General features: G+C 72.9%; 15 protein-coding genes. 6 read left to right on the forward strand and 9 right to left on the reverse strand.

Annotation, left to right across the window (positions count from 1 at the left end):
• Positions 1–195 precede the first annotated feature (195 nt).
• From ABH941_RS06745 to ABH941_RS06755, 3 genes are read left to right on the forward strand one after another with little or no spacing between them, the layout of a single operon-like run.
• A complete protein-coding gene (locus ABH941_RS06745) occupies positions 196–1,086 on the forward strand; it encodes an RNA polymerase sigma factor SigF (RefSeq protein ID WP_370127660.1) in 891 nt (296 codons plus the stop codon).
• A 32-nt stretch (positions 1,087–1,118) separates the two neighbouring features.
• Entirely contained in the window at positions 1,119–1,511 is a 393-nt protein-coding gene (locus tag ABH941_RS06750) for an STAS domain-containing protein (RefSeq protein WP_370127661.1), read from the forward strand.
• Entirely contained in the window at positions 1,511–1,957 is a 447-nt protein-coding gene (locus tag ABH941_RS06755; protein ID WP_370127662.1) for an ATP-binding protein, read from the forward strand. The genes ABH941_RS06750 and ABH941_RS06755 overlap by 1 nt, the downstream gene beginning before the upstream one ends.
• A 31-nt stretch (positions 1,958–1,988) precedes the next feature.
• Here ABH941_RS06755 and ABH941_RS06760 read toward each other — a convergent pair whose 3' ends face one another.
• From ABH941_RS06760 to ABH941_RS06775, 4 genes are all read right to left on the reverse strand, one after another.
• Entirely contained in the window at positions 1,989–3,032 is a 1,044-nt protein-coding gene (locus tag ABH941_RS06760; RefSeq protein ID WP_370127663.1) for an agmatine/peptidylarginine deiminase, read from the reverse strand.
• Between the two features lie 11 nt (positions 3,033–3,043).
• Positions 3,044–4,741, reverse strand: coding sequence for an urease subunit alpha (locus ABH941_RS06765; RefSeq protein WP_370127759.1), 1,698 nt, complete (start codon positions 4,739–4,741; stop codon positions 3,044–3,046).
• 56 nt (positions 4,742–4,797) lie between these two features.
• Positions 4,798–5,502, reverse strand: a complete 705-nt coding sequence (gene ureA, locus ABH941_RS06770; protein ID WP_370127664.1) for an urease subunit gamma — start codon at positions 5,500–5,502, stop codon at positions 4,798–4,800.
• A 116-nt stretch (positions 5,503–5,618) separates the two neighbouring features.
• Positions 5,619–8,657 carry an alpha-mannosidase gene (locus ABH941_RS06775; RefSeq protein ID WP_370127665.1) on the reverse strand — a complete coding sequence of 1,013 codons (3,039 nt, stop codon included), beginning with the start codon at positions 8,655–8,657 and terminating at the stop codon, positions 5,619–5,621.
• 214 nt (positions 8,658–8,871) lie between these two features.
• Here ABH941_RS06775 and ABH941_RS06780 point away from each other — a divergent pair, with 214 nt between their 5' ends.
• A complete protein-coding gene (locus ABH941_RS06780; protein WP_370127666.1) occupies positions 8,872–11,109 on the forward strand; it encodes a SpoIIE family protein phosphatase in 2,238 nt (745 codons plus the stop codon).
• On the opposite strand, the gene ABH941_RS06785 is transcribed toward ABH941_RS06780, so the two are convergent.
• The gene (locus tag ABH941_RS06785; protein WP_370127667.1) at positions 11,100–12,170 is read right to left on the reverse strand and encodes a DUF2637 domain-containing protein; all 1,071 of its coding nucleotides are present in this window, start codon (positions 12,168–12,170) and stop codon (positions 11,100–11,102) included. The genes ABH941_RS06780 and ABH941_RS06785 overlap by 10 nt on opposite strands.
• A 145-nt stretch (positions 12,171–12,315) precedes the next feature.
• Between ABH941_RS06785 and ABH941_RS06790 the strand changes: the two genes are divergently transcribed.
• A complete protein-coding gene (locus ABH941_RS06790; protein ID WP_370127668.1) occupies positions 12,316–13,818 on the forward strand; it encodes a glycosyltransferase family 39 protein in 1,503 nt (500 codons plus the stop codon).
• On the opposite strand, the gene ABH941_RS06795 is transcribed toward ABH941_RS06790, so the two are convergent.
• The 3 genes from ABH941_RS06795 to moaA form a co-directional block, all read right to left on the reverse strand.
• A complete protein-coding gene (locus ABH941_RS06795) occupies positions 13,785–14,606 on the reverse strand; it encodes a hypothetical protein (RefSeq protein ID WP_370127760.1) in 822 nt (273 codons plus the stop codon). The genes ABH941_RS06790 and ABH941_RS06795 overlap by 34 nt on opposite strands.
• A gap of 238 nt (positions 14,607–14,844) precedes the next feature.
• The gene (locus tag ABH941_RS06800; protein WP_370127669.1) at positions 14,845–15,657 is read right to left on the reverse strand and encodes a hypothetical protein; all 813 of its coding nucleotides are present in this window, start codon (positions 15,655–15,657) and stop codon (positions 14,845–14,847) included.
• Positions 15,658–15,775: 118 nt separating this feature from the next.
• Positions 15,776–16,783, reverse strand: a complete 1,008-nt coding sequence (gene moaA / locus ABH941_RS06805) for a GTP 3',8-cyclase MoaA (protein WP_370127670.1) — start codon at positions 16,781–16,783, stop codon at positions 15,776–15,778.
• Between the two features lie 130 nt (positions 16,784–16,913).
• Here moaA and ABH941_RS06810 point away from each other — a divergent pair, with 130 nt between their 5' ends.
• On the forward strand, positions 16,914–17,495 hold the full coding sequence (locus ABH941_RS06810) for an NTP transferase domain-containing protein (RefSeq protein WP_370127671.1): 582 nt from the start codon (positions 16,914–16,916) through the stop codon (positions 17,493–17,495).
• A 119-nt stretch (positions 17,496–17,614) separates the two neighbouring features.
• On the opposite strand, the gene ABH941_RS06815 is transcribed toward ABH941_RS06810, so the two are convergent.
• Positions 17,615–18,409, reverse strand: coding sequence for an IclR family transcriptional regulator (locus tag ABH941_RS06815; RefSeq protein ID WP_370127672.1), 795 nt, complete (start codon positions 18,407–18,409; stop codon positions 17,615–17,617).
• Positions 18,410–18,456: the final 47 nt, after the last annotated feature.

Genomic DNA, 18,456 nt, shown 5'->3' on the forward strand with positions numbered 1-18,456 from the left:
TCCCTCCGATGGCGTTGGAATGTCGTTCTAAGCCAGTAAAGCAGCCGGACCGGAGCGCCCGTCCGAAATCATCCGGCTCCCCGGCGCATGAGGTCGGCGGACGCGGGTACACGACGGCCCGAAGTCAGTCCCGATCAGTGAGCGATCGACCGCGTGGAAGCCGTTCACGCCGGTCCCGTCCCAGGGAGGAGCACCATGCACAGCAGGACCGAGGTCATGACGAGGAGCACCACCGCCGTCCCGCGGCGGTCCGCCGAACCCGTCGCGGACGTGGCACTGCCTGCCTTCGCCGTCCCTACCGCGCTGCGTCCTGCCGCTGTCGGCCCCGCCGACGCCCGGGCCATGTCCAAGGTGCTGTTCGCCCGGATGGCGACGCTGGAGGAGGGCACGCACGAGTACCAGTACGTGCGCAACACCCTGGTGGAGCTCAACCTGGCGCTGGTCCACTTCGCCGCCGCCCGGTTCCGCACCCGTAGCGAGCCGATGGAGGACATCGTCCAGGTCGGCACGATCGGCCTGATCAAGGCCATCGACCGGTTCGACCCGGCCCGCGAGGTCGAGTTCCCCACCTTCGCCCTGCCCACCGTCCTCGGCGAGATCAAGCGCTTCTTCCGGGACACCAGCTGGGCCGTCCATGTGCCGCGCCGGCTCCAGGAGTTGCGGCTGGCACTGGCCCGGGCCGGCGACGACCTCTCGCAGACGCTGGACCGCGCCCCGACCGCGGCCGAGCTCGCCGCGCACCTCGGCATCACCGAGGAGGAGGTCTGCGAGGGCCTGGTCGCCAGCAACGCCTACTCGGTGAGTTCCCTGGACGCCCAGCCCGGTGAGGACGAGACCGAGGGCTCCTTCGCGGACCGCGTCGGGGAGGTCGACCCCGGGCTGGAGGGCATCGAGAACCTGGAGTCGCTCAAGCCGCTGATCGGCCGGCTCAGCGAGCGCGAGCGGACGCTGCTGTCGCTCCGTTTCGGCGCCGAGCTGACGCAGGCTCAGATCGGCGAGGAGCTCGGGATCTCGCAGATGCATGTCTCCCGGCTGCTGTCCCGGGCGCTGGAAACGCTGCGGTCGCACCTGCTCGTCGAGGAGTGACCGGTGCTCACCGAGCCCAGGGAGGTGCCGAGATGAGCCGAAAGGTCGTCGCAGGCGGTGCGGACGCGATCCCCCGCTTCGCGGTGGAGCTTCGTCCCGTCGGACCCGCCACGGTGCTCGCCCTCACCGGTGAGCTGGACCACGACACCGCCCCCGCGCTGCGGGAACGACTGGCGCAGGCGCTGGCGCGGGCCGGCCGGCCGGGACACACGCCGACCGTGGTCGTGGACTGCGCCGGGCTGCTCTTCTGCGACTCCACCGGGCTCAATGTGCTGCTGACGGCCCGGCTGCAGGCCGACGAGCAGGGCATCTCGATCCGTCTGGCCGCCCTGCGCGGCCATGTGGTGCGGATGTTCGACATCACCGGCGCCGGAACGGTGTTCAGCATCCATCCGGATCTCGACGACGCCCTGGCGGCCGTGTGATGGGACAGGACACCATCAGGCGCTCCCCGGTGCTGCCGCCCGGCGGCCAGATCCGGCGGCTCGCCCTGACCGGCACCGCCGCTCCGGTCGGGCGGGCCCGTGACTTCTCCCGGAAGGCGCTGACCGACTGGGAATGGCTCCCCGGGGAGACCGCGGAGCAGCGGGCGGTGGCCGAGGACGTGCTGCTGCTGGTCTCGGAACTGGTCACCAACGCCTGTCTGCACGCCGGCGGACCGACCGAACTGGCACTGCGCTGCACCGGCGAGCGACTGCGGGTGGAGGTCTCCGACCTCAGCCCGGACCCGCCCCGCCCGCGCACCCCGCACGAGGCCGCCCGCCCGGGCGGCCACGGCCTGCACATCGTCGCCCGCCTGGCCCACGCCTGGGGCACCGTCCCGTCCGACCGGGGTAAGACGGTCTGGCTGGAGGTCCGGACACCCCACTGAGCGGCCCGCCGCGCCGGGCCCGTCGCCTCCTTCAGGCCGAGGGCTGCTGCTGGGTGATGCAGTGGATGCCGCCCCCGTTTGCGAAGATCTCCCGGGCGTCGACCAACTCGACCTTGCGGTCCGGGAAGTGATGGGCGAACAGTTCGGCGGCGGACTGGTCGCGGGGGTCGTCGAAGGCGCAGAGGACGACTGCGCCGTTGCAGAGGTAGTGGTTGATGTAGGAGTAGTCGACGGGTTCGCCGTGCTCCTCGAAGAGGACGGTGGGGGCCGGGAGTTCGACCACCTCCAGTCGGCGCCCCCGGGCGTCGGTGGAGGCTCGGAGCAGGTCGGCGATCTGCCGGGTGACCTCGTGGTCGGGGTGGGCCGGGTCGGGCTGGCTGTGGACGACGACGGTGCCGGGCCTGAGGAAGGCGGCGACGATGTCGATGTGGCCGCGGGTGCCGAAGCGCTGGTAGTCGCGGGTCAGCCCGCGCGGGACCCAGATCGCCTTGGTGGTGCCCAGGTGGGCGTGGATCTCCGCCTCCACCTGCTCCTTGGTCCAGTCCGCGTTGCGGCCCTCGCCCAGCTGCACGGTCTCGGTGAGCAGTACGGTGCCCTCGCCGTCGACGTGGATGCCGCCGCCCTCGTTGATCAGGCGGGAGGCGAAGCGGCGGACCCCGGCCAGGGCGCTGACCTCCTCGGCGATGTGCTGGTCGTGCTCCCAACTGGCCCATTCCTGGGCGCCCCAGCCGTTGAAGACCCAGTCGGCGGCGGCCAGTCCGCCTTTGCCGTCGGTGAGGAAGGTGGGGCCGATGTCGCGCATCCAGGCGTCGTCCAGCGGCCGTTCGACGATCTCGACCTCGGCGGACACATAGCCGCGGGCCGCCTCGGTCTCGCCGAGATTGACGACCAGAGTGACCGGCTCGTAGCGGACCACGGTGTTGGCGACGGCCGCCCAGGCCGCGCGGGCGGCGTGCAGGTCCTCGCCGCCGAAGGTCTCGTTGGGGGTGGGAAAGGCCATCCAGGTGCGGTCGTGCGGCTGCCATTCGGCGGGCATGGAGTAGCCCAGCTCGGCCGGGGTCTGATGGTTCGTCATGGTGCTTGTCCTTAGAGGAAGTAGAGGCGACTGAGGGACACCGATTCGGCGGCGACGGACTGCAGCAGTTCGCCGTCCAGCGAGACCAGCCCGGTGGCGGGGTTGACGTCGACCGTGCCGGTGCGGCCGTTGCGCAGCATGTCCCGCGGGCCGATGCCGCGGGTGTTGCGGACGGCGACGCGGCGGCGGCGGGTCGGCATGGCGTCGCCGTTGTCGACGGCGGCCCGGGCGACGAAGGCCACCGAGATGTCGGCGGCGGTCGCCCCGTGCGCCCCGAACTGCGGGCCCAGTACCAGCGGTTCGCAGCGGTCGGTGGAGGCGTTGGGGTCACCGGTGACGCCGTAGGCGGGGAAGCCGGACTTCAGCACCAGCTGCGGCTTGGCGCCGAAGTGGTCGGCGCGCCAGAGCACCAGGTCGGCGAGCTTGCCGACCTCGATGGAGCCGATCTCGTGGGCCAGGCCGTGGGCGATGGCCGGGTTGATGGTGAGCTTGGCGATGTAGCGGAGCACCCGCTCGTTGTCGTCGCCGCCGTTCACTTCGCCGAACGAACCTGTGCCGTCCATCGGGCCGAGCTCGTACTTCATCTTCCCGGCCAGCGCGAAGGTCCGGCGCACGGTCTCGCCGGCCCGGCCCATGCCCTGGGCGTCGGAGGAGGTGATGCCGATGACGCCCAGGTCGTGCAGCACGTCCTCGGCGCCCATCGTCCCGGCGCGGATCCGGTCGCGGGCCATGGCGGCGTCGCCGGGCAGGTCGACCTTGAGGTCGTGGGCGGAGACGATCATGCCGAAGTGCTCGCCCAGCGCGTCCCGGCCGAAGGGCAGGGTCGGGTTGGTGGAGGATCCGATGACATTGGGGACGCCCGCCATCTTCAGCACATTGGGGACGTGCCCGCCGCCGCAGCCCTCGATGTGGAAGGCGTGGATGGTGCGGCCCGCGAGCACGGCGAGGGTGTCCTCGACGGACAGGCACTCGTTCAACCCGTCGGTGTGCAGGGCGACCTGGACGTCGTGCTCCTCGGCGACCCGCAGCGCGGTGTCCAGGGCCCGGGCGTGGGCGCCCATGTCCTCGTGCACCTTGAAGCCGGAGGCGCCGCCCTCGGCGAGGGCCTCGACCAGCGGCGCGCCGTCCGAGGAGGAGCCCCGGGCCAGGAAGCCGATGTTCACCGGCCAGGCGTCGAACGCGTTGAACGCGTGCCGCAGCGCCCAGGGCGAGTTGACGCCGACGCCCCAGACCGGGCCGAACTCCTGGCCGATGATCGTGGTGACGCCGGAGGCCAGCGAGGCTTCCATGATCCGCGGCGACAGCAGGTGCACATGGGTGTCGATGGCTCCGGCGGTGGCGATCATGCCCTCGCCGGAGACGATGCTGGTGCCGGTGCCGACCACGACGTCCACCCCGTCCAGGGTGTCCGGGTTCCCGGCCCGGCCGATGGCGTGGATCCGGCCGTCACGGATGCCGATGCTGGTCTTGCGGATGCCCAGCACGGCATCGATGACCAGGACGTTGCTGATCACGACGTCGCAGGTGTCGCGGACGGCGGCGGCCTTGAGGTGCAGGCCGTCCCTGGCCGTCTTGCCGAAGCCGGCCAGGAACTCCTCGCCGGGCTGCTGGGAGTCGGACTCGACCCGGACGATCAGGCCCGAGTCGCCCAGCCGGACCCGGTCGCCGGCGCGCGGACCGTGCACGGCGATGTAGTCGGCGGGGGTGATGGTGCTGCTGGGCCCGGGGCGGCCGTGGCAGCCGTGGGCGTCGAAACCGCTGGCGGTCACTGGCCGTCCTCCTGGTACTGCGTCAGATATCCCGTGGCGCGGGCCTTCTCCAGCGCCGCTTCCCTGGCGCCGGGGGCGTCCAGGGGGCCGTCCACCAGGCCGGCGAAGCCGATGGCGACCCGGGCGCCGGCGATCGGCTGCAGTTCCACCTCCACGGTCGCGCCCGCGTCGAAGCGCACCGTGGAGCCGGCCGGGATGGCCAGCCGGGTGCCGTAGGCGGCGGCGCGGTCGAAGGCGAGCCGGGGATTGGCCTCGAAGAAGTGGAAGTGCGAGGTGACGCTGATCGGCACCGGCGCGGTGTTGCGCACCGGCAGCCGCACCGGCGGCTCGGGCGGCTGATAGCCCTCGCCCGCGCCGGGCAGCGCGGCCCCCGGGGCGTCCGGCCCCAGCGATCCCGCGCCGCGGAACGGGTCGTCGATCACGCAGAGCCTGGTCCCGTCGTCGAACACCGCCTCCACCTGCAGCGTGGTCACCACGTCCGGAACACCGGGCAGGACGTCCGCCGCGGTGAGCACGGACCGCCCGGCCTCGACCGCCTCGGCCAGCCGCCTGCCGTCCCGGGCGGCCTCGCACACAGTGTCGGCGATCAGCGCGGTCGCCTCCGGCACATTGAGCCGCACCCCGCGCGCCCGCCGCGCACGGGCCAGCTCGGCGGCGGTGAAGAGCAGCAGCCGGTCCCGCTCGGTCGGTGTCAGTCGCACAATGCCTCGTCCCGGTCTTTAGAACGCCGTTCAAACCCTCGCTGGCATTGAACCCCGAGGGCCGGGTCGATGTCCAGCAAGGACCGTTCGTGGCGGTGACCGGACTGCGGTCCGGCTCACTCCCGGCGGAGCCGCACCGTCAGGATCTGGAAGGGGCGGAGGGGGAGGGTGAGTGTGCCGTCGGGGGCCGGGGAGAGCGGGGTGGTGGGGCGTTCGAGGAGGTCGGTGAGGGTGGCTGAGGTCGGGGGGAAGGCGGGGTGGAGGGTGCAGGTGGTGCGGGCGCCGAGGGATTCGTAGAGGCGGACGACCACGTCGCCGGAGCGGTCGTCGGCGAGCTTGACGGACTCGACGACAGCGGTGGTGGGGCCGGTGAGGGAGATCAGCGGGGGCGCCGGTGCGGCGGCGGTGCGGCGCAGCGGGAGGTTGAGGGCGTGGCCCGCGGCGACCGCGTCGGTCAGGGTCGCGCCGGGCTGCAGGGCGTAGCGGAAGCGGTGGCGACCGGTGTCGGTCTCCGGGTCGGGGGAGTGCGGGGAGCGCAGCAGGGTCAGCCGGACGGTGGTGGTGGATCCGTCGCGGCTGATGTCATGGCCGTAGGTGGAGTCGTTGACGACGGCGATGCCGTAGCCGGGCTCGCCGACATGGACCCACCGGTGCGCGCAGATCTCGAAGCGGGCGGCGTCCCAGCTGGTGTTGGCGTGGGTGGGGCGCTGGACGTAACCGAACTGGATCTCGGAGCTGGAGCGGTCGGCGTGGACGTCGAGCGGGAAGGCGGCCTTGAGCACCTTCTCCGACTCCTGCCAGTCGATGTCGGTGTCGATCAGCAGCCGCGGCGATCCGGCGTCGAGGGTCAGCAGCTGGACGATGCGTGATGCGCCGAAGGCGCGTTCCACCCGGACGGTGGCGCTCATCGGGCCGTCCGAGGCCACGGTCACCGACTCCGCCGCGGTGAGGTCGGTCCAGCGGCGGCGGTAGTGGCGGTCGATGTCCCAGGCGTCCCATTTGCTGGGGTGGTCCGGGTGGAGCTGGAGCAGATTGCCGTAGGTTCCCGCAGCCAGGGCTTCACGGCCGACCGGGCCGGCGGTCAGGTCCAGGACCGAGCCGAGCAGGCCGTCCGGGGTGACCGTGATGCGCAGCAGTCCGTTGTCGAGGACGGTGCCGTCGGGCGAGGAGGCGGTCCGGACCGGGGCGATCCCGGCCGGGAGGCCGGCCGAGAGGGTGCCGACGCCCAGCGCGGGGGCCTGCGCCCACCGGCCGTCCAGCACTTCGGCCCGGTCGAACGAGGAGGCGTTGAGGATCCGGTCGCCGTCCTCCCCGTCGCCGGCCGGGCAGGCGGAGGCGATCAGGGCCTCCAGCTCCTCCGCCACCGCCCGGTAGGTCTCCCGCGCCTCCCGGTGCACCCAGGCGATGGAGCTGCCCGGCAGGATGTCGTGGAACTGGTGCAGCAGCACCGTCTTCCAGAGCCGGTCCAGTTCCTCGTAGGGGTACTCCGCCGCAGGCAGGAAGCTCGCGGCCGACAGCTCTGCCTCGCGCAGCAGGTGTTCGCTGCGGCGGTTGCCGCGCTTGGTCGCGGCCTGGGTGGTGTAGGTGGCGCGGTGCAGCTCCAGGTACATCTCGCCGGACCAGACCGGTGCCGCCGCCCCGTACTCGGCCTCCGCCGCGGCGAAGAAGGCCGACGGCGCCTCGACCACCACCCGCGGCGAGCCCTCCAGGTCGCGGACCCGGCGGGCCCGCTCCAGCATCTCCCTGGTGGGGCCGCCCCCGCCGTCGCCGTAGCCGAAGGGGAGCAGCGAGCGGGTCGCCAGCCCTTTGTCGCTGAACGTGCGCACGGCCCGGGCCAGCTCGTTCCCCGACACGGTGGCGTTGTAGGTGTCGACCGGCGGGAAGTGGGTGAAGACCCGGCTGCCGTCGATGCCCTCCCACCAGAAGCTGTGGTGCGGCATCCGGTTGGTCTCGTTCCAGGACATCTTCTGGGAGAGGAACCAGCGCACCCCGGCCAGCCGGGCCAGCTGCGGGAACGCGGCGGTGTAGCCGAAGGAGTCGGGCAGCCAGACCTCCTCGGTCTCCACCCCCAGCTCGTCCAGGAAGAACCGCTTGCCGTGCACCAGCTGCCGGGCCAGGGCCTCGCCGCCGGGCATGTTGGTGTCGGACTCCACCCACATGGAGCCGACCGGGGCCCAGTTCCCGGCCGCCACGGCGTCCTTGATGCGCTGCCAGATCTGCGGCTGGTGGTCCCTGGTCCAGGCGTACTGCTGGGCCTGTGAGCAGGCGAACACCAGTTCCGGATAGTCCTGCGCCAGCGCGGTGACATTGGCGAAGGTCCTGGCCGTCTTGCGGACGGTCTCCCGCAGCGGCCAGAGCCAGGCCGAGTCGATGTGGGCGTGCCCTACCGCGGAGAGCCGGTGTGCGCTTGCGTGCGCGGGGCGCGCGAGCATATGCGCGAGCTGGTCTCGTGCTTCGAGCGCCGTTCCGGGGACGTCGTGCAGGTCCAGCATGTCCAGCATCCGCTCCAGGGCGCGCAGGATCTCGTGCCGGCGCGGGTCCTCGGTGCTCAGCTCGTGCATCAGGCCGCTGAGCACCTCGATGTCCAGATCGAGGTGGAAGACCTGCTCGTCCAGGACGGCCAGTTCGGCCCGGCCGAGCCGGTAGAGCGGGGTGTCGCCGCCGGTCAGCCGGTCGCCGAGGGCAGTGGGGCGGAAGCCGTTGCCGAGGATGTCGGGGTTGGCCGCGGTCTCGGCGAGCAGCTCCACCCGCTCGCCACCGGCGACCGGAGCGCCGACCGCGATCCAGCGGTTGTCCCGGTGGATGCCCTTGACGGGGACCCCGTCCCGGTCGTGGACCAGGGCCTCGGCGTTGAATCCCGGCCAGGCCCCGCCGTAGCCGAGGTCGAGCAGGGCCTCGACCCGCCGTCCGGCCCACTCCGGAGGAACCTCGCCCTGGAACCGGAACCAGGTGGTGGACCAGGGCCCGCCCCACTCCCCGCCGGTCTCGAACGGCCGGTACTCCGCCTTCAGGGCCTCCTGCACCGGCACCGGCTCGCCCGGGGCGTGCCAGGCCGACACCTGCAGCGGCACGGTCAGCGGATAGCGGGCGGGGTGGACGAACTGCGACACCGCCCGTTCCAGACGGCTTTCCACCATGCGACGGTCGTCGTGCACGACAGCCACCTCCTGTGGGGTCACCCTCGGCTTTCCCTGGTCACCGAGGGCTGAATCGGAGGACGCGCCGGGCTCCGATTCCGGCATTGCCGCTGATACCTTCATCCGACAGGATGAAGCCAAGATAAACGTGAGGATTCACTGAGTCGCCGACCCGCTGTTCAGCGGGTTGCCGACGGCGAAGAATCACCGACCACGACCGGCAGGGAGAGCAATGGCGTCCGCACCCCAGTCGCCGTCGCCGCGCCCGCCCGCCGACCTTCCGGGCTTCCCGTTCCTGCCGGCATCCGGCCTTCTGGCGGCGGGCCCCCAGAACGGCGGCGCCGAGACCAACGGCGAGGCCGCTCCCGCCTGGCTGGCGCCGGCCATGGCCGCCAACGGGATCGGCTCCTTCGACTGGGACCTGCACACCGACCTGGTCGACGGCGACGACCGCGCCTGCCTCATCCTGGGTATCCCCCTCGACGACGGGACCGGCCACCGCCCCCCGCCGATGAACTCCGAGTCCTTCCTCGCCATGCTGCACCCCGACGACGCCCCGATCGTGCGACGCCGGGTGGCCAGGGCCGTCGAGACGCTGGGCCAGTGCGGCGCCTACTACCGCACCGTCTTCGCCGACGGCGAGATGCACGCCGTCCGCTTCCGCGGCCGGGTCCTGGCCGATGAGCGGGGCAGGCCCTCGCACATGGTCGGCTTTGTCTGGGACGCCACCGCTGAGCTGCACAAACGCGTCCGCGCCGACCATCTCGCGGTGCTCCGCGAGGAGCGCACCCGCTTCATCAAGGAAGCCGCCCGGGCCCTGTCCGAGGCGACCACCATGAACGACGTCGCCCGGGTCTTCACCGAGCTGCCGCTCCCGGGCATCCCGCCGGACGGGCTGATCCTGGCCGCGCTGGAGAACGGCCGGATCCAGATCCTGCGCTCCACCGGCTACGACCCGGACACCGCGCCGCCGCCGCACAACCACGTCCCGCTGGACGCCGACCACCCTGCGGCGCTGGCGCTGCGCACCCGCACCCCGGTGTTCATCTCCAGCCGGCCCGAGTACCAGGAGCGCTTCCCCGTCGCCTGGGCGCCGGTCGTGCACTCACGGCACAGCACCTGGGCCTTCCTCCCGCTGATCGCCAGCGGTCGCCCGCTGGGAGTGTGCCTGGTCAGCTTCACCGAGGAACGGTCCCTGGACGCCGAGGACCGGACCCTGCTCAGCACCCTGGGCGGCATGGTCGCCCAGTCGCTGGCCCGGGCCCGGCTGCACGACGCCGAGCACGAGCTGGCCGCGGGCCTGCAGCGGGTGCTGCTGCCGCGCCGGGTGCCGCCGCTGCCCGGGTTCAGCACCGCCGTGCGCTACCTCCCGGCCGGGACCGGGCTGCAGATCGGCGGCGACTGGTACGACGTGGTGCCGCTGCCCGGCGGTCATGTCGGACTGGTCATCGGGGACGTCCAGGGGCACGATGTGCACGCCGCCGGCGTGATGGGCCAGCTGCGGATCGCCCTGCGCGCCTACGCCGCCGAGGGCCACCCGCCGGCCGCCGTGATGGCCCGTGCCTCCCGCTTCCTCGCCGACCTGGACACCGGGCACTTCGCGACCTGCCTCTACGCCGAGGTCAACGTCGACTACGGCGCCGTCTACGCGGTGCGCGCCGGGCATCTGGACCCGCTGGTGCGCCGCGCCGACGGCAGCGCCGCCGTGCAGCCGGTGGCGGGCGGGCTGCCGCTGGGCATCGACCCCGACAGCGCCTACCCGGTCACCCGCTTCACCCTGGACCCCGGGGAACTGCTGCTGCTCTGCACCGACGGACTGGTGGAGACCCGCAGCATCGACATCGACGAGGGCATGGAGCGGCTGCGCCGGACCATCGCCGGTCCGCACCCCGAGGGGCCGGCCGCCCTGGAGGCGCTGGCCGACCGGCTGGAGGAGCAGGCCGCCGACAGCCATGAGCGGGACGACGACATCGCGCTGCTGCTGCTCCGCTGGGAGGGTCCGGCCGAGAACCGCCCGCGGCAGCTGCGCCGCCGGATCCAGCAGGCCGACCTGGCGCAGATCTCCGAGGTGCGCGGCGAGCTGCGCGACGCGGTACGGCGCTGGGGTGTCGGCGACCTCGCCGACACCGTCGAACTGCTGACCTCGGAGCTGATCACCAACGCCCTGGTGCACACCGACCGGGACGCGCTGCTGACCGCCCGGCTCTACCGGGAGGGCGGCCCGGCCGGCCCGGCCCGGCTCCGGGTCGAGGTGGACGACGAGTCCGACCTCTGGCCCCGGCGCCGCACGCCCGGGGAGCAGGCATCCTCCGGGCGCGGGCTGATGCTGGTCGAAGCGCTCTCCGACGCCTGGGGCGTGGACCCGCGCGGCAGCGGCAAGCGGATGTGGTTCGAGCTGATCCACCGTCAGCCGACGGCCGGGGCCGCCCCCGAGCCGAAGCCGGAGGCGGCGCCGGAACCTCAGCCGTAGAGCTGCTCCAGGTCCTTCAGCTTCTGCTCCAGCGAGTCCAGCCGGGGCAGGGTCAGCGTGTCGTCCTCGGCCGACAGGTCGAAGGTCCGCTCCTCCGGCCTGGGCCGCACCGGCAGTTCGACCACCGGCGTCTCGATCCTTGCTGTCTCGATCCTCGGCGTCTCCGTCTCCAGCGGGTCGTTGCCCGCTATGACGGGCTCCGCGGCCGGCGAGCGTTCGCCCCCCGCCGTCCGCGGACCGGCCGACGCGGGCAGCTCCGCCCGCGCGCGCAGCCCGCGCGACCAGCCCCGGCTGCTCAGCGCCCGCAGCTCGGCGCGCTCATGACGGGAGGCCCGGCGCTGCTCGTGCCGCTCGATCTCGCGCTGCCGCTTGTCGTCGCGAACCTCGTCGACGGCCTCGTCCAGGCTGCGGACGTTCTCCAGCAGCATCAGCGACCAGGCGGCGTAGGTCTCCCTGGGCGCGCGCAGCCAGCGCACGATCCGGATCTGCGGCAGCGGCCGCGGCACCAGGCCCTGCTCGCGCAGCGCCGCCCGGCGGGTCTGCTTCAGCGCGCGGTCGAACAGCACCGCCGCGGAGAGCGACATGCCGGCGAAGAACTGCGGCGCACCGTGGTGGTCCACCCCGCGCGGCGCGTGCACCCAGTTGAACCAGGCGGAGGCGGCCGCGAACAGCCACACCAGGATGCGTGACCCCAGCGCGGCGTCGCCGTGGCTGGCCTCGCGCACGGCCAGCACCGAGCAGAACATCGCCGCGCCGTCCAGCCCGAACGGCACCAGGTACTCCCAGCCGCCGGAGAGCCCCAGGTTCTGCAGACCGAAGCCGACCAGCCCGTGGAAGGACAGCGCGGCGGCGACGGCGGCGCAGCAGAACAGCAGGACGTAGGAGGCCGAACCGTAGAGCGCCTCCTTCTTCCGGCGCCGTTCCTCGCTCCGTTCCCAGGAGTCGGTGCTCGCGCGTGAAGCCGAGCCGCGCGACCGCAGCAGGGTCGCCAGCCCCGCGATGAGAAGGAGGCTCGCGACGACCGCGACGCCCCACCCCAGCGTTATGTCGGTAACTCTCATGCCCCTGCCCAAACCTCGGATGCCCCGGCCGGTGCCGAAGTGGGAACCATCCTGGCTCAAACCTGCGGGGCGCATGATGCTTTTGGGATGGATACACCGGAAGGGTGTATCCATCGTTGGTGTACGCACCGGGTAGGGTGGCCGGATGTCCCCCGTCCCCACCCACTCCGGCCTGCGGCTTCGCCCCTCCGAGCAGCCCGGGGACGGCCGTCGCGGACCGGAGTGGACGCCCGGGACCCTGGCCCTGCTGCTGCCTCCTGTGGTACTGGCGTTGACGCTGGGTCTGTGGGGCATCGGCCGGGACCGCAGCCTCTGGGGTGACGAGGCGGTCAGCCTGGAGGTCGCGCACCGCAGCACCGCGCAGATCTGGGCACTCGCCCACCACGTCGACGCCGTGCACACGCTGTACTACCTGCTGCTGCACGGCATGTTCCAGCTCCACGACGGCGGCCCGGCGCTGCTCCGGCTGCCCTCGGTGCTGGGCACCACGGCCGCGGCGGCCGGAGTCGCCCTGATCGGACGCCGGCTCGCCGGACCGCGCGCCGGGCTCGCCGCGGGGCTGGTCCTGCCGGTCTTCCCGGCCGTCCAGCAGTACGCCCAGGAGGGCCGCTCGTACGCGCTGGTCATGGCCGCGGTGGTGGGCAGCGGACTGCTGCTGCTCCGGGCCGTGGAACGCCCCGGCCCCGGGCGCTGGTGCGGCTACGCGGCTGCCACTCTGGCCACCTGCCTGCTGCACGAGTACGCGGCGCTGGCCGTCGCTGCCCATGCGGTGACGCTCGGACTGGCCCGGGTGGAGCGCCGGGTCCGGGTGGGCTGGTGCCTGGCCATGGCGGCGGTGCCGGCCGGCCTGGCGCCGCTGGCCGTGGTCGGGACGGAGCAGGCCAAGCAGGTCGCCTGGATCACCGCGCCGACCACTGACACGGTGCTGTTCGCCGCCGGAATGTGCCTGCTGGGCGCGCTGTGCGCGCTGGTCCCGCAACGGCCGGCCGGCGGCGTGAGCCTGCGTGGGTTCGCGCTGCCACTGCTCCTGCTGCCGCAGGCTCTCCTGCTGGCCGTCTCACTCGTGCACCCGGTCTACCTGGACCGCTATGTCCTGTTCGAGTACGCGGGACTGGCCCTGCTGGTCGGCTCGGCGCTGGACGCGCTCGGACGACGACTGCCCCGGGTCGGCCCGCGCGCCCTGCTGGCCGTGCCGCTGGCGCTGCTCCTGCTGCTGCCGGTCGAGACCCAGCTGCGCACACCGATGAGCCGGTCCGACGACCTGCAGGGAACCGCAAGGGCCGTCGCCGCGCTCGCCCGGCCGGGGGACGGGGTGCTCTTCCTGCCGTCCTCGCGACGCTATTCCGAGCTGGTCTTCCCGCAGGACTACGCGGGGCTGACCGATCTGGCGCTGTCCGCTCCGGTGGCCGGATCCGCGACGCTGGGCGGTGTCGAGCTGACCCCGCAGCAGATCGAGGCACGGATGGCCGGCTTCGCCCGGATCATCACCGTCCGCACCAAGGGCAAGGGCCCCTCTCCGACCGCTGCGAGCCGGGACAAGGCCAAGCAGGCGGCGCTGACCGCCGGCTTCCAGAAGTGCACCAGCCTGGAGGTCCGGGGCGTCGAGGTCAGCCTCTACGCCCGCCCCGGCGCCTGCCCGTCCCGCTGATCGGCGCGCTGGTCGGGCCGCAGGCCGTCCGGATCGCGCTCCTCGGCCAGCCACACCGGTACGTCGCCGAACGTCCGTACCAGGCGGGCGGCCTGGGCCCGCAGCAGGACGGCCTCCGGGCTGGGGGAGACCTCGGCGAGCGCGGCCAGCGCGGGGGCGATGCCGATGGCGAAGCCGACCAGCTCGCGCAGCCGCAGTGACTCGGCGAAGCCGTGCCTGGCCCCGGCCAGGTTCCCGTCCTGCTGGGCGATCGAGGCGAGATGCCGCCAGGTGTAGGAGAGCAGCAGGTCGTCCCGCTGCTGTTCGGCCCCGGCGTGGGCGCGGCGGTAGGTGGTGCGGGCGGCGGCCGGGTCCTTCAGCAGGTTCTCGGCGACCAGGCCGCGGCGGAAGTCCAGCAGCGGACGGCCCGGTGCGTCCGGCGGCAGCATGGCCGAGGCCCGGCCGAGGGCCATCTGGGCCTCGTCCAGTCGGTCGTGGACCTGGAGCAGGGTCGCGCAGTAGGCGAGGTAGCCGCGCGCGCAGGCCGCCGCGGCGCGAGTGGTGTCGACCCGCGCGCCGGCCTCGGCCAGCCGCAGCGCGGATTCGGCTTCGCCCCAGCCCCGGTTCTCGAAGAGCGCGCGCTCGATCAGCAGCTCGGCCCGCTCCAGCGCCGCCTCGGCGGAGTGCGCGGCGGCCGGCTCCAGCAGTGCGGCGGCGGCCTGCCAGCAGCCGCGCGAGCGCAGCAGCCACACCGTGGCGCCGTCGTCGGGGGCGGCGGCTCCGGGAACCGAGTCGTCGGGGTTCGGGATCGCTGCCGTTCGCTGGTCCGACGCGTCTCGGTTGACCGACAAGGACGGCTCCCCTCCGTGCTGCTGGCCGGTACTCCAATTTTTCGGGGCGCGACGCCCCGTACCCCTGCGAACCCCGCTGGTGGCCTGCTTGCGTCGACTTGAACCCGCCTGGTGAAGCTGAGGGGTGACGGAATTGCAACACGAGTCGACCACCCGCGCCAGATCAAACACACGCCCAGTTCCAACTGACGATACGTCAGTTCGAGCCGCCGGTGCGCAACAGCTCCCGGGCCGCGGAGTTCACCGGTTGCGGCACGCCCTCCAGATCCAGCTCGAAGAGGGCCACCAGCAGCTGGTCCGCCCGGTTGCGGGACTCCTGGTTGTAGCCGGCCAGCGTGAACATCACCGGCTGCAGTTCGTCGGCGTGCAGGGTGTTCAGCCACAGGCACTCGACCGCGCGCAGGTCGGCCGGTTCGGTCCAGGTGTCGACCTGGGCGACGACCGTGCTGCCCAGCAGGCACACCCCCTCACGGTCCTGCGAGTCGGACACCTCCAGCGTGCCGAAGCCCAGCCACTCCAGATAACGGGCGGCGGCCAGGATCGCGTCCTCCGAGGTCCGCACCGGATGCGGGACGAACGGCGGTCGCGAGGGCGCCGGGCGCCGGGCCACCGGGGGCGGCACGACGGGCGGCTGCTGCCCGGCCGGGTGCTGGACCGCCGGGCGCTGGACCGGCGGCGGCTTGGGCGGCGCGATCGGCACCGGCCTGCGGTCGGTGTCCACCGGCAGCCGCACGGTGGCCCCGCAGGAGCAGGTGAACTCGGGCTGCGGCCACTGCTCGGACCGGCCGCAGGACGGGCAGCGCATGCTCAGCCAGGAGTCCTCCCAGGAGCGGAACCGGACCTGGACCGGCACCCCGCCGCGCAGCAGCGGCACCTTGAGGCTGGCCCCGCAGGGACACGGGAACACCGAGGGCTCGTAGGCGTGCTCCCGGCGGCAGGACGGGCAGCGCACCGGGCGGGCAGAGGGCTGTGAAGCCCCCTGGCTTTCGGGCTGCGGCGTGGCGGGCATGACGAACCGTCCGTTCCGGTCGGGGCGGGCTGCGCTCTAACATCCTCGCTGATCCAAACGGGTTCGGGGAGGCCCTTTATCGGACGGGACTGCAAGGATCGTGCAGGAATGCGTGCGATCAGCCGCCGATGGCCGACATCGGGCGGTCCGGCTGCCGGAAGTCCGCGCTGTTGATCGCGTGGCCGGGGCCCTTGCCGGCGACCGAGGCGCGCCAGGCGGCCTCGACGGTGTCGTCGTCGGCACCGCCTCTGAGCAGGGCGCGCAGATCGGACTCGGTGGCCGCGAACAGGCAGTTCCGGAGCTGGCCGTCGGCGGTGAGCCTGACCCGGTCGCAGCCGCCGCAGAACGGTCGGGTCACGCTGGCGATCACGCCGATGGCGGCGTCCGTCCCGACGACGCGCCACTCCTCGGCGGGGGCGTTGCCCTGGCGGGGCAGCGGCTCCAGCTCGAAGCGTTCACCGAGCTGTTCCAGGATCTCGTCGGCGCTGACCATCCTGGCCCGGTCCCAGGCGCCCTGGGCGTCCAGCGGCATGGACTCGATGAAGCGCATCCGGTAGCCGTGCTCGACCGCGAAGGCGGCCAGGTCGGCGATCTCGTCGTCGTTGACGCCGCGCACGGGCACGGCGTTGATCTTCACCGGGGCCAGCCCTGCGGCCTGCGCCGCGGCCAGGCCCAGCAGCACGTCCGGGAGCCGGTCGCGGCGGGTGATCCGGGCGAAGCGCTCGGGCCGCAGCGTGTCCAGGCTGACGTTGACCCGGCGCAGTCCGGCCTCCCGCAGGGCGGCGGCGGTGCGGGCCAGGCCGATGCCGTTGGTGGTGATCGACAGCTCCGGCGCGCACGGCAGCGCGGTCAGCCGCGCGATCAGGCCCGGCAGCCCGCGCCGCAGCAGCGGCTCCCCGCCGGTGAGCCGGACCGTGCGGATGCCCAGCCGCGCGGTCGCCAGGCCGACCAGCCGGACCAGCTCGTCGTCGGTCAGCAGCTCCGGCTTCGGCAGCCAGGCCAGGCCCTCCTCCGGCATGCAGTAGCTGCAGCGCAGGTTGCACCGGTCGGTGAGGGAGACCCGCAGATCGGTGTGGACCCGGCCGAGGCGGTCCATCAGGGGGGAGAAGACGGCAGTGCTGGGCATTGGCTCAGTAGAACGGCCGCGCCGGGCGGCGGTCCAGCGGGTGAAGCCCCGGTGAACGGGGGAGGGGGTGCTGGTACGGCTGTAGTTTCGTCCAACGCGGGGTCCGGGTCCCTCCCGGCAGACTGGACGCATGCCCTCCACACCACCTGTCGCCCTGCTGCTGGCCGCCGGCGCGGGTCGCCGTCTCGGGCTCGGCCCCAAGGCGCTGCTGCCGTACCGGGGGCGCCCGCTGATCGAGCATGCGCTGGCGGTGCTGCGGGCGGGGGGGTGCGAGTGGATCGTGGTCGTCCTGGGCGCGGGGGTCGAGGAGGTCCTTGCGACGGCCGAGCTCGGTGACTGCGGGGTCGTGCGCAACGCGGACTGGGCGTCCGGGATGGGGTCCTCGCTCCGTGCGGGGCTCAGCGCGCTGCCCGCGGACGCGCCGTCGGCGCTGGTCGCGCTGGTCGACACGCCCGGGCTGACGTCGGCGGCGGTGGCGCGGCTGCTTGCTTCGGAGGGGTTGGCTGCGGCGGCGTACGGGGGAATGCGGGGGCATCCGGTGCTCATCCCGGCGCGGTACTGGGCGGAGGCGGCGGAGGGTGCGGTGGGGGACGCCGGGGCGCGGGCGCTGTTCGCTGCGCGGGCGGGGGAGGTTTTGTTGGTGGAGTGTGGGGACGTTGCCACGGGAGACGACGTCGACACCGTTGACCAATGGGAGCGGTGGCGGGGTTAGCGGGGCGCTCTACCGTGTGCATGGTTTGTCGCGCAGTTCCCCGCGCCCCTGAGCAATTGCAACTGAGCCAGTTGCAGACCCCCAGGGGCGCGGGGAACTGCGCGAACAACCATCTACGTTCAGTCAGCCGTCCCCAAAGCGTTGCCCAACCGAACAGCAATCTCCCGCATCTGCGGAATGAGCCCCCCGCTCCGCGACTCCAGCGCCTGCACCCGGGCCTCCGGCCCCGAGATGGAGAGCGCCGTGGGCGTGGGTGCGCCGGGGACCAGGACGGCGATGCAGCGGACGCCGATCTCCTGTTCCTGGTCGTCCACGGCGTAGCCGCCTGCACGGATCGCGTCGAACTGGGAGAGCAGCAGGGACGGGTCGGTGACGGTGTGTGCGGTGTGCGCGGGCAGCGCCCCGCTGCCGAGTACCCCCGCGGCCTCCTCCCGGGGCAACTGCGCCAGCAGGATCTTGCCGACGGCGGTGCAGTGCGGCTGCACCCTGCGGCCGACCTCGGTGAACATCCGCATGGAGTGCCGGGAGGGCACCTGCCCCACGTAGACGACCTCGCCTGCCTCCAGGACGGCGAGGTTCGCCGTCTCGCCGGTGGCCTCCATCAGCTCGGCCAGGTACGGCCGGGCCCAGCTGCCCAGCAGCCGTCCGGCGGTCTCGCCGAGGCGGATCAGCCGGGGGCCGAGGGTGTAGCGGCGGGCGGTGTCCTGGCGGACGTACCCCTGTTGGACCAGGGTGCGGACCAGGCGGTGGATGGTGGGCATCGGCAGTCCCGAGGCCGCCGCGAGATCGCTCAGCGTGCTCACCCCGCCCGAGTCGGCGAGCACTTCGAGCAGCTGGAAGGCACGCTCGACGGACTGGACGCCTCCGGAGCGGTCAGCTGTCGGTGCGTCGATCGATGCGGGGGATACCGCCACAGGACTACCTTCCAGGGCAGGGGTACGGTGTGCCGCGATCAACATCA

Source organism: Streptacidiphilus sp. EB103A (genome assembly GCF_041261405.1).
Taxonomy (GTDB): Bacteria; Actinomycetota; Actinomycetes; order Streptomycetales; family Streptomycetaceae; genus Streptacidiphilus.